The organism is Actinoplanes sp. GCM10030250, from assembly GCF_042666575.1.
In the GTDB taxonomy this organism is placed as follows: Bacteria; Actinomycetota; Actinomycetes; order Mycobacteriales; family Micromonosporaceae; genus Actinoplanes.
The window spans coordinates 1-11231 of sequence record NZ_JBHTDO010000076.1; the positions used below are offsets into that span (position 1 = coordinate 1).

At 70.2% G+C, this 11231-nt stretch carries 10 protein-coding genes and 1 pseudogene; 4 read left to right on the top strand and 7 right to left on the bottom strand.

From position 1 onward, the window contains the following. Window positions 1–308: 308 nt before the first annotated feature. From ACFQV6_RS43870 to ACFQV6_RS43895, 6 genes are all read right to left on the bottom strand, one after another. The gene (locus tag ACFQV6_RS43870) at window positions 309–1070 is read right to left on the bottom strand and encodes a sulfite exporter TauE/SafE family protein (protein WP_378033676.1); all 762 of its coding nucleotides are present in this window, start codon (window positions 1068–1070) and stop codon (window positions 309–311) included. 289 nt (window positions 1071–1359) lie between these two features. Continuing rightward, window positions 1360–2865: an aldehyde dehydrogenase (NADP(+)) gene (locus tag ACFQV6_RS43875; RefSeq protein WP_378033677.1), complete on the bottom strand. Its 1506-nt coding sequence runs from the start codon at window positions 2863–2865 to the stop codon at window positions 1360–1362. Next, entirely contained in the window at window positions 2862–3992 is a 1131-nt protein-coding gene (locus ACFQV6_RS43880) for a mandelate racemase/muconate lactonizing enzyme family protein (RefSeq protein WP_378033678.1), read from the bottom strand. Before ACFQV6_RS43880 ends, ACFQV6_RS43875 begins: the two co-directional genes overlap by 4 nt. 4 nt (window positions 3993–3996) lie before the next feature. After that, entirely contained in the window at window positions 3997–5319 is a 1323-nt protein-coding gene (locus ACFQV6_RS43885) for an enolase C-terminal domain-like protein (RefSeq protein WP_378033679.1), read from the bottom strand. After that, window positions 5316–6233: a 5-dehydro-4-deoxyglucarate dehydratase gene (kdgD, locus tag ACFQV6_RS43890; RefSeq protein WP_378033680.1), complete on the bottom strand. Its 918-nt coding sequence runs from the start codon at window positions 6231–6233 to the stop codon at window positions 5316–5318. The genes ACFQV6_RS43885 and kdgD overlap by 4 nt, the downstream gene beginning before the upstream one ends. Before the next feature lie 63 nt (window positions 6234–6296). Next, window positions 6297–7184, bottom strand: coding sequence for a LysR family transcriptional regulator (locus ACFQV6_RS43895; RefSeq protein ID WP_378033681.1), 888 nt, complete (start codon window positions 7182–7184; stop codon window positions 6297–6299). A gap of 102 nt (window positions 7185–7286) precedes the next feature. Here ACFQV6_RS43895 and ACFQV6_RS43900 point away from each other — a divergent pair, with 102 nt between their 5' ends. Genes ACFQV6_RS43900 through ACFQV6_RS43915 form a run of 4 tightly spaced genes read left to right on the top strand, consistent with a single transcriptional unit; the run spans window position 7287 to window position 10918 of the window. Then, a complete protein-coding gene (locus ACFQV6_RS43900; RefSeq protein WP_378033682.1) occupies window positions 7287–8276 on the top strand; it encodes a tripartite tricarboxylate transporter substrate binding protein in 990 nt (329 codons plus the stop codon). Further along, entirely contained in the window at window positions 8273–8833 is a 561-nt protein-coding gene (locus ACFQV6_RS43905; protein ID WP_378033683.1) for a tripartite tricarboxylate transporter TctB family protein, read from the top strand. Before ACFQV6_RS43900 ends, ACFQV6_RS43905 begins: the two co-directional genes overlap by 4 nt. 19 nt (window positions 8834–8852) lie before the next feature. Further along, the gene (locus ACFQV6_RS43910; RefSeq protein ID WP_378033684.1) at window positions 8853–10532 is read left to right on the top strand and encodes a tripartite tricarboxylate transporter permease; all 1680 of its coding nucleotides are present in this window, start codon (window positions 8853–8855) and stop codon (window positions 10530–10532) included. Then, window positions 10529–10918: a universal stress protein gene (locus tag ACFQV6_RS43915; protein WP_378033685.1), complete on the top strand. Its 390-nt coding sequence runs from the start codon at window positions 10529–10531 to the stop codon at window positions 10916–10918. Before ACFQV6_RS43910 ends, ACFQV6_RS43915 begins: the two co-directional genes overlap by 4 nt. A 73-nt stretch (window positions 10919–10991) precedes the next feature. Here ACFQV6_RS43915 and ACFQV6_RS43920 read toward each other — a convergent pair. Further along, window positions 10992–11231: pseudogene (locus ACFQV6_RS43920) on the bottom strand (cytochrome ubiquinol oxidase subunit I); the annotation flags it as partial.

Consider the following 11231-nt stretch of genomic DNA (forward strand, 5'->3'; position numbering starts at 1 on the left):
GGGCGCCAGAGGGGCATTCACCCGCGAAAGGCCCCCCTCACAGCCAGCCGAACCGACCGGCTGGGCGCCAGAGGGGCATTCACCCGCGAAAGGCCCCCCTCACCGCCAGCCGAACCGACCAGCTGGGCGCCAGAGGGGCATTCACCCGCGAAAGGCCCCCCTCACCGCCAGCCGAACCGACCAGCTGGGCGTCAGAGGGGCTTTCACCCGCGAAAGGCCCCCCTCACCGCCAGCCGAACCGACCAGCTGGGCGTCAGAGGGGCTTTCGCTCGCGAAAGGCGCCGCTGGGAGCCGGCCGGGATGGTGGGTCAGGCGCCGGGGGTGGGAGGGGTGGCGTCTTGCCAGAGGTAGATCGCCAGGGAGAGGGCGGCGAGGGCGATGGCTATGCGCAGGGGTCTTTCGGGGGTGCGGCGGACCACTGCGGGGCCGAGCCAACTACCGAGCAGGCAACCGGTGGCCAGCAGGGCTGCGGCGGACCAGTGGACGGGGGCGATCAAGGCGTAGAGGACAGCGGCGGAAAGGTTGGCCGCCCCGAGGATGACGCTCTTCACCGCATTGGTGACAGCCAGAGGCTCGGCGGCGGCGAGCGACATCGCGGCCAGCAGGAGTACGCCGGCGGCCGCTCCGAAGTAGCCGCCGTAGATGGCGATCAGGAAGACGGCCAGGGGCAGGGGCGGGCGGCGGCCGGGTCTGGTGTACCAGGAGCGCAGCGGTTCTCGAAGCAGCAGCGCTACGGCGGCGAGGGCGATCAGCCAGGGCACGATGCGCTCGAACGACGAGGACGGGGTGACCATCAACAGCACCGCGCCGGCTAGCCCACCTACTGTGGCCAGGGCGCCCAGGCGGACGATCCGGGAGCGTTGACCTCGCAACTCGCGCCGGGAACCGGCCGCGGACCCCACGGCGCTGGACAGCAGGGCCACGGTATTCGTCACGTTCGCCGCAACCGGCGGGATGCCGACCGCGAGCAACACCGGGTAGCTGACGAGCGACGCGAGCCCCGCCATCGAGCCTGTCAGACCGGAACCGACACCGCCGAGGACCAGCAACACGGCATGCTCAAGAGTCACGCACTGCCCCCGGACAGCACTTCCAGCAAGGCACGTTCACTAATCATTCGGTCCGATGTGGTCGGCGCGGAAAGGCTCGGAAGCGGCAAGGACAGGATGCGCGCGGTGATCCGAGGCGGCGGAGTGGTCAAGGGCCGCAGGCGGGAACCGGGTCGCGACGGGGTCGCGGTGGCGGGCGGGTCACCGGGGTGCGGCGCGAATCGCGGCGGCCGCGGGCCGCCGCGCGCGGGAGTGCGCCGCGGGCCGCCGTGCGCGGGTTGCGGTGCGCGGGTTGCGGGTGGGCGGTGGGTCACGGTTGTGGCTGGAAGCGGCCGTCGACTCGGCGTGGGATGGAGTTGTGGTCGTCGAGCAGTTCGGGGGGTAGGAGGTCGGACGGGGCGTTCTGCCAGGTGACCGGGCGGAGGAAGCGGCGGATGGCGGTGGCGCCGACGGAGGTGTGCTGGGTGTTGGTGGCCGGCCACGGGCCGCCGTGGTGCTGGGCCCAGGAGACGGCAACGCCGGTGGGGTAGGCGTCGTAGATGATGCGACCGGTAAGCGGGCGGAGGAAGCGGGTGAGTTCGGCCGGTAGGTCTGTTTCGCCGGGGGCGCGCTGGATCGTGGCGGTGAGGGAGTTGGGCAGCTTGCCGAGAGCGGCGAAGAGGTCGGCCTCGTCGGCGTACCGGGCGATTACGGCGACCGGGCCGAAACACTCCTCGGTGGCCTCGGGTGGCAGGTCGGCCGCGGTCGTGGTGAGGAGAGTGGGATTGCCACGGAATCCAGCCGAGGCAGCGCCGGAACCCGCGGAGGACGTCTCCAGGACCTTGCCCAGGGCGGCGGTTCCGCGGGCGTAGGAGGCCGCGATGCCCTCGTTGAGCATCACCAGCGGCTCGGCCTCAGCGACCGCCGCGCGAGCGGCGGCGACAAGGGCGTCTCCGTCCGGGCCGGACGGTACGAAGGCCAGCCCCGGCTTGGTGCAGAACTGTCCCGCTCCGAGTGTGAACGAAGCGGCGAACTCCGATCCGATCCGTGCCGCGCGGTCCGCTGCCGCCGCGGGGGTGACGACCACCGGGTTCAGGCTGCTCAGCTCGCCGAAGAACGGGATCGGGTCGGCGCGCTGCTCGATGATCGCCAGCAGTGCCCGGGCTCCGCCCTGCGAACCGGTGAAGCCGACCGCCCGGATCGCCGGGTGCGCCACCAGGTCGGCGCCGGCCCGTTGCCCGTACACGATCCCGAAGGTTCCCTCAGGTGCGCCGGCCTTGCGCGCGGCCTCGGTGAGCACCTCGAAGCACAGCTGCGAGGTGGCCGGATGCGACGGATGCGCCTTGAGGACGACCGGGCAACCGGCAGCGATCGCAGAGGCGGTGTCGCCGCCGGGGACAGAGAAGGCGAGCGGGAAGTTGCTGGCGCCGAAGACCGCGACCGGACCGATGGGTACGAGCATGCGCCGCAGATCGGGCCGCGGGCCCATCGCCGTCTCGCCCGCGTGGTCGATGGCCGCCTCGAGATAGCCGCCGTCGGTGAGCACCGAGGCGAACAGCCGCAACTGGTAGCAGGTCCGCGTCAACTCCCCGTTGAGCCGGGTCTCGCCGAGCCCCGTCTCCCGGTCGGCCACCTCTACGATCCGCGGCCGGCTGTCCTCAAGAGCCGACGCCAGCGCCTCGAGGAGTGCGGCTCGCGTCTCACGGCCGAGCGCCTCGAGTGGGGCCGCCGCGGTCCGCGCCGCCTCACAGATCTCCGAGACCGACGCCGTCTCCTGGGCGACGACCTCGACCACCTCACCGGTACGCGGGTCGATGCTGGAAACGTCGGCGCTCACTGCGTTCCTCCTTGGATGTCGGCGCGGTTCACGGTCCACTCTCGCAGCTGGTCGCTGAGGGTCACGCCGAGACCGGGGCGATCGGACAGGTGGATGCGTCCGTCCCGGATCTCCAGCCGCTCGTTGAAGAGCGGGTGCAGCCAGTCGAAGTGTTCCACCCAGGGCTCGTGCGGGTAGGCCGCGGCGAGATGCACGTGGATCTCCATGGCGAAATGTGGTGCCAGGATGAGGTTGCGGTGCTCGGCGAGCGTGGCAAGCCGCAGGAACTGGGTGATGCCGCCGATGCGGGGTGCGTCCGGCTGGATGATGTCGACGGCCTCGCTGTTGATGAGCTGGTAGTGCTCGGCGACGCTGGTGAGCATCTCCCCCGACGCGATGGCGGTGTCCAAGGTGCGGGCGAGTGCCGCGTGGCCCTCCACGTCGTACGCGTCGAGGGGTTCCTCGATCCAGACCAGTCCGAACTCCTCCAGAGCCCGCCCGGCGCGCTGCGCGGTGGGCCGGTCCCACTGCTGGTTGGCGTCGACCATGAGCGGCACGTCGTCACCGATGTGCTCGCGAACCGCCCGGACGCGGGCGAGGTCGACCGCCGGCGACGGATGCCCGACCTTGATCTTGATGCCGCCGATGCCCGCGGCCAGGGACGCGGTGGCGTTGGCCGTGATCTGCTCGATCGGCTCGTGCAGGAAGCCGCCGGATGTGTCGTAGCAGCGGACGGAGTCGCGGTGGGCGCCGAGCAGCTTGGCGAGGGGCAGGCCGGCGCGTTTCGCCTTGAGGTCCCAGAGCGCGACGTCGAGCGCGGCGATGGCCTGCGTGGAGGCACCGCTGCGGCCGACCGAGGCACCGGCCCAGACGAGCTTGGTCCAGAGCCGGCCGATGTCGCTCGGGTCCTCGCCGATCAGGTCCGGGGCGACCTCGCGGGCGTGGGCGAACTGGGCCGGCCCTCCCGCGCGTTTGCTGTAGCTGAAGCCGATGCCCTCGTGGCCGTGCTCGGTGCGGATCTCGGCGAAGAGGAACGCGACCTCGGTCATCGGGCGCTGCCGGCCGGTGAGCACCTTCGCGTCGCTTATCGCGTTCTTCAGGGGCAGGGTGACCGAGGAGAGCGCGACTTCGGTTATGCGGTCGGACATGGGATCACCGCACCAGACAGGGGCGCTTGGGGTCGAAGCACCAGCCGGGAAGGAGGAACTGCATGGCGGTGGCGTCGTCGCGGCCACCGAGCCCGTGTTCGAGGTAGAGCTCGTGGGCGGCGGCGAGAGCGTCGGGGTCGAGCTCCACGCCGAGGCCGGGCGTGGACGGCACGGCGATCGCACCGTCGCGGATCGGGAACGGGTCACGGGTGAGCCGCTGACCGTCCTGCCAGATCCAGTGTGTGTCCAGGGCGGTGATCTCGCCGGGCGCGGCCGCGCCGACGTGCGTGAACATCGCCAGGGAGATGTCGAAGTGGTTGTTGGAGTGCGATCCCCAGGTCAGGCCGAAGTCGTGGCAGAGCTGGGCGACGCGGACGGAGCCCCGCATGGTCCAGAAGTGCGGGTCGGCGAGGGGGATGTCGACCGCGTGGGAACGAACGGCGTGAGCCATCTGCCGCCAGTCGGTGGCGATCATGTTGGTCGCGGTGCGCAGCCCGGTGGCGCGGCGGAACTCGGCCATCGTCTCCCGGCCCGACAGGTCACCCTCGGCGCCGACGGGGTCCTCCGCGTATGCCAGCACGCCGCCCAGGTCACGGCAGAGCCGGATCGCGTCGGCGAGCAGCCAGCCGCCGTTGGGATCGAGCGTGATCCGTGCGTCGGGGAACGCGGCGGCGAGCGCCCGGACCGCCGCGACCTCCTCCTCGCCGGAGAAGACGCCACCCTTGAGCTTGAAGTCGGCGAACCCGTACCGCTGGTGAGCGGCGGTGGCCAGCTCGACGATCGACGACGGGGTCAGCGCGGGGCGGCGGCGCAGCCGCTCCCACTCGTCGGCCGGTGACGGCTCCACGAGGTAGGGCAGGCCGGTCTGAGCACAGTCCGCGACGTAGAACAGGTATCCCAGGACCGGCACGGTGTCGCGCTGCTTGCCCTCACCGAGCAACTCGGCGACCGGCACACCGAGGTGCTGCCCGAGCAGGTCCAGAAGAGCTGACTCCAGGGCCGTCACCACATGAACGGTCACGCGTAGGTCGTACGTCTGGATGCCTCGGCCATGCACGTCCTGGCTGCCGAACGCCGACGCGATGCTGCGCAGCAGCGAGCCGAACTCAGCGATGGGACGGCCGATCAGAAGCGGACCGGCTGATTCCAGGGTCGAGCGGATGGCGTCACCGCCCGGCACCTCGCCCACGCCGGCGTTGCCCGAACTGTCGGTGATGATCACGATGGTGCGGGTGAAGAACGGCCCGTGCGCCCCACTGAGGTTGAGCAGCATACTGTCGTGTCCCGCGACCGGAATCACCTCGACGCGCTCGATGACGGGGCTCACGGCCGGACCTTGTCGATCAAGGCGGCGAGACCGGCGCGCTCGTCCTCGGTCAGATCGGTCAGCGGTGGCCGGACCCGGCCGCCGTCACGGCCGATCGCGGTCAGGCCGGCCTTGACGATCGAGACCGCGTAGCCGCGGGCACGGTCGCGGATGTCGAGATAGGGAATGACGAAGTCGTTGAGCATCCCGTAGACGGCGGCCCGGTCCTGGGCGCGCACCGCCGCGTAGAAACGGAGCGCGAACTCCGGCAGGAAGTTGTAGAGCGCTGACGAATACGTGCTGACTCCGAGCTGCAGGAGCGGGAGCGCGAACGTCTCGGCGGTGGGCAGCCCGCCGATGTAGATCAGGCGGTCGCCGACCCTCGCGTAGGTGCGGGTCATCCGCTCGATGTCGCCGACGCCGTCCTTGAGGCCGATCAGGTTCGGGTTGTGGTCGGCGAGCACGGCGACCGTGACGTCCTCGAGCACCGCGTTGGCCCGGCTGTAGACGATCACACCGAGGTCGGTCGCCCGGCAGACGGCGTCGACGTGCGCGATCAGGCCGGCCTGGCTCGCCTCGGTCAGATAGGGAGGCAGCAGCAGGATGCCGGCGGCGCCCGCGTCCTGGGCGGCCCTGGCCTGAGCTGCCGCCAGTGCGGTGCCGCCGGTGGCCGGGGCGATGACCGGGACCTGGTCGCCCACCTCGTCCACGGCGACACGCACCACAGTGTCGATCTCCTCAGGAGTGAGGCTGAAACCCTCCCCGGTGCCGCCCGCGGCGAAGAGACCGGCGACACCGAAGCTCGCCTGCCACGCCAGGTGCTCGCGGTAGCGGTGCTCGTCGAAGGCGAGGTCCTCGTCGAAGTGGGTCACCGGGAACGACAGCAGGCCGGACCCGAGCCGGGCGGCGAGGTCGAAAGGGGGATTCTGCGTCACCCGGTCACCGTAGGAAACGTCAGTGATGCCTGTCCAAGAGTGTTTCGGCATTGCTTGATACCGTCAGAGCATCACGTCGTCCAGGACCAGGAGCACCCGTTCGAGCGCGGGGTTGTGCGAGTGCCGGGGCCAGATCAGGTGCAACTCGACCGGCTCGGGGATCGGCGTGTGAATCGGCAGGTACGCGACGCCGGGAACGCCGAGCAACTGCGCCGAGGCCGGCACGAAGGCGACACCGCGCCCGGCGGAGACCAGCCAGAGCATGGTCATCACCTGGCTGACGGTGTGCACGACCCGCTCCTGAGCGAGCGGCACCATGCTCACGACGAGGTCGTAGAAGTACCGTGCCTTCTGCTGCGAGTGGAAGATCAGCGGCTCACCGGCCAGGTCGGAGGCCACCACCGGCCGGCTGAGCTCGGTGAGCGCGTGACCCTCCTGGATCGCCAGCAGCAGCGGCTCGCGATGAAGGAGCCGGGAGTCGAACAGCTCCGGATCGAAGGGCGGCCGGGCCAGGCCCAGGTCGATGTCCTCACCGGCGAGCGCGGCGATCTGCTCCCGGGTGACCATCTCGAACAGCTCGATGTGCACCTCGGGCAGATGGCGCTCCACCGCGTTGAGCAGCCGTCCGAGGGTCCCGAACGTGGCGGCCGAGGTGAAGGCGAGCCGGACCAGGCCGCGGAAGCCGCTGGAGACGCGCTGGGCCAGCTCCGGCGCGGACTCGGCGATCGCCAGGATGCGGCGGGCCTCGGCGAGGAAGGCCTCGCCGGCGGGCGTCAGCGTCACCCGGCGGTTGTCGCGGTCCAGCAGTTGCGCGCCGACGGCGGCCTCCAGTTTCTGGATCTGCCGGCTCAGCGGCGGCTGAGTCATCCGTAATCGGGCGGCGGCACGCCCGAAGTGCAGCTCCTCGGCCACCGCCACCAGGCCCCGCAGCTGCTCCAGGGTGTAGTTCATGCTCTGAAGGTATCAATCGATGCAGGAATTGGCTTGGACAGGCATGAACGCAGGGCCATACGCTCGCCGAACAAGTGACCCCCCTCACAGCGGGAGACCGCAATGAAGAAGATCCTTCCCGCTCTCGGGCTGGCGATCGCCCTCGCCCTCACCGGCTGCGGCGGCAACCTCGACTCCGGCGACTCCGGCACCGCCGCGGCGGCCTACCCCGAACGCGCCGTTACCCTGCTCATCGGCCAGGACGCGGGCGGCAGCACCGACCTGATCGGCCGGGCGCTGGCCGAACCGGCGAGCACCGACCTCAAGCAGCCCATCACCGTACAGAATCGGCCCGGCGCCAACGGGGCTGTCGCGGCCAAGGAGCTCGCCGCCGCCAAGCCCGACGGCTATACGATCATGGTGTTCGTGGGTTCCCTCGCTTACATCACTCCCCTGGCGGTGCCCGCCGACCAGGCGGTCGACGTCAACAACTACGAGGTCGTCACCGGCATCTCGCAGGACGACTTCGTGCTCATCGCGCACCCGCAGACCGGTTTCAAGACGGTCAAGGACATCGTCGACGCGAAGCGGCCGGTCAAGTTCGCGACCACCGGCGTCGGCACCGGCAGCCAGCTCACCCAGACCCTGCTCTTCGCCCAGGCCGGCGTCGACGCCACCGCGGTGCCGTTCAACGGCGGCGCCCCGGCGCTGACCGCGGTCCTCGGTGGCCAGGTCGACGTCGCGGCGGTGCAGCTCGGCGAGGCCAAGAAGCAGATCGAGGCGGGCAAGGCCACGCCGATCGTCACCTTCGCCACCCAGCGCCCCAGCTACATGCCGGACATCCCGACCGCCACCGAGGCCGGCTACAACGTGCCCGTCCAGCAGTCCCGGGCGATCGTCGCGCCGAAGGGCACCCCGAAGGAGATCGTCGACCGGCTGCGGGCCGCCTTCCAGAAGTCGTTCGAGACTCAGGCCTACAAGGACTTCAACACCGATCGCCTGCTCACCGCCAACGAGGTGGACGGTGCCGCCCTGCTCGAGCAGTGGAACGGATCGCTCACCACCTACAAGGACCTGGTCGCTCAGCAGAAGATCGACTTGAGCGGAAAATGAACACCGAACCCGCGATGAGCAGCCAGGCCGTGGTGGGCGCCGGGTCCGCTGCAGGCCCCGAGCCGGTAGTCGGCACCGGGCCTGAGGCCGACCTCGAGCTCGTGGACGACCGGCCCCCGCCCGCGGGGCCGGCGGCCAACCTGATCGCCGCCGCCGTCGTTGTCGTCCTCGGCGGCGCGGCGATCGCCGGGTCGTTGGCGCTCGGCGCGGGCAGCCCGTCGGCACCGGGCCCGGGCACATGGCCGCTGGTCGTCGGTGGTGCTCTCGTCGTCCTCGGGCTCGCCCTGGCGATCCGGGCGAGGCACACCGGGGAGGCGGAACGGTTCACCCGCAGCAGCCTGCTGGTCGTCGCCGCGGTGGCCAGCATGGTCGTCTACGTCGCGGTGATCGCCACGATCGGCTTCGAGATCCCGACCGCCCTGCTGGCCTTCGTCTGGCTGAGATTCCTGGGCAAGGAGTCCTGGCGCCTGTCGATCATCACGAGCATCGGCATCGTGGTCGCCTTCTACGCACTGTTCGTCGGCGCGCTCGACGTCACCATCCCCCACCTGTTCTGACCAGTCTCCGGGAGGACCGTTGTCCGAGGTCATCAACGGCTTCGCCGTCGTCCTCGAGCCGACGAACCTGCTTTACTGCCTCGTCGGCGTCGTCATCGGCATGCTCATCGGCGTCCTCCCCGGCCTGGGACCCGCCGCGACCATCGCCATCCTGCTGCCCCTCACGTTCGGGCTCGAACCGGTCACCGCGATCATCATGCTGGCCGGCATCTTCTACGGCGCCCAGTACGGCGGCACCATCACGTCGGTCCTGCTCCGCCTGCCCGGGGAGGCGTCCTCGGTCGTCACCGTCTTCGACGGTCACGCCCTGGCCCGGCAGGGAAAGGCGGGCACCGCCCTCGGCATCGCGGCCATCGGCTCGTTCGTCGGCGGCACCCTCGCGATCGTCGCACTCACCTTCGTGGCGCCTGTCGTCGCGGAGTTCGCGCTCGACTTCGGCCCACCCGAGTACACCGCGCTCGCCCTGCTCGGGATCCTGCTGGTGTCCACGATCAGCAGCGGCGGACGCCTGCGGGCCCTCACCGCCGCCACGATCGGCCTGCTGCTGGCCACTGTCGGGCGCGACGACTTCACCAGCGCGGAACGCTTCACCATGGGCAACCTGTCGCTGGCCGACGGGCTCGACTTCGTACCGATCGCGATGGGCCTGTTCGGGCTCGGCGAGATCCTCTACAACCTCGAGGAACGGCACCGCAAGGTGCACGCGCCGCCGGCCACCGTCACCAACGTCTGGCCCAGCCGCGCCGACCTCAGGCAGTCCGGCGGGGCCATCGGCCGCGGGTCCGTGCTCGGGTTCTTCCTCGGCATCCTGCCCGGCGGTGGTGCCGTCCTCTCGTCCATGGCCGCCTACGCCTGGGAGAAGCGACGATCCAAGCATCCCGAGCGGTTCGGCAAGGGCGCCATCGAAGGTGTCGCGGCGCCCGAGACCGCCAACAACGCCGCGGCCACCTCGTCGTTCATCCCGCTGCTGTCGCTCGGCATCCCCGCCAACGCCACCATGGCCGTGATCTTCGGGGCTCTGCTCATCCAGGGCGTGACCCCCGGCCCGCAGCTGGTCACCGAGAACCCCGAGCTGTTCTGGGGCGTCGTCAACTCGATGTACATCGGCAACATCCTGCTGCTGATCATGAGCATTCCGCTGGTGGGGCTCTTCGTGCGGATCCTTCGGGTCCGGGCCACCGTCCTCGCGCCGATCACCGTGCTGATCACGCTGGTCGGGGCGTACACGGTCAACAACAGTGTCTTCGACATCGGGTTGGTCATCGCGTTCGGGGTTTTGGGCTACCTGATGAAGAAGGTCGGTTTCGATCCCGGTCCGATGGTGCTCGCCTTCGTTCTCGGCTCGCTTCTGGAGACGTCACTGCGCCGCTCGCTGCTCCTCTTCGACGGCGATCCGACCGGCTTTTTCACTCGGCCGATCTCCGGCGTCCTGCTGACTGTCCTGATCGCCGTCATCCTGCTGCCGGTGGCGCAGCTTCTTCTGCGCCGCCGGCGCGCGACCTCAACCTCCGGCGGCACCAGCCCGGCCACAACCGACGCGGATGCGACCGACCGGGCTGCGACCGACCGGGCTGCGACCGAACCGGGCACGGCTGACGCGGTTACCACCGACCCGGCTGCAACCGACGCAGGTATGACCGGCCCGGTTGCGCCGGGCGCGCCAGACCAAGAGCTCACACGCGAGGAGCGCAAAGCATGACCGTTCTTGTCGGGTATCTCCCTACGCCGGAAGGGGAAGCCGCCTTTGAAGCCGCCGTCGACGAGGCGAGACGGCGACGAGAGCCACTGCTTCTGGTCAATTCGCCGCGCAACGGGGCGCCGATCAGCGTCGAGGCCGTGGACGAGGACAAGATCGCGGACCTCACCACGAGGGCGGAACAGGCAGGAATCGAGCTGCGGCTGCGCACCGCCCCGCACACCGGTGAGCTCGCTGATCTGTTGATCGAGACCTCGGAGGAGGAGAACGCGTCGGTGATCGTGATCGGTCTGCGTCGCCGGAGTGCGGTGGGCAAGTTGTTCCTCGGCAGTACGGCGCAGCGGATCCTGCTGACTGCCGGGAGGCCGGTGCTCGCGGTCAAACCATAGAGGGGGTGGCGGCGCCGCAAGGCTGGGCGGCGGGGTGGACTGGAGCGTAGGGCGGGGTGAGGCGCCGAGTGGGTCAGCGGTCGCGGTCGGTGGTTACGTCGTCCTTGTAGGTGGCGCCGCCGTCGGACTCCTTGCTGAGGACGCGGGCTCCGCCTTCCGGGGGGCCGGCGATCGACTGTTCGCCGGCGGCCAGGTGGGGGAACTTGTGGTCGAAGGCGGGGCGTTCGGAGCGGATGCGGGGCATGCGGTCGAAGTTGCGGAGCGGGGGCGGGCTGGACGTGGCCCACTCGAGCGAGTTGCCGTGGCCCCACGG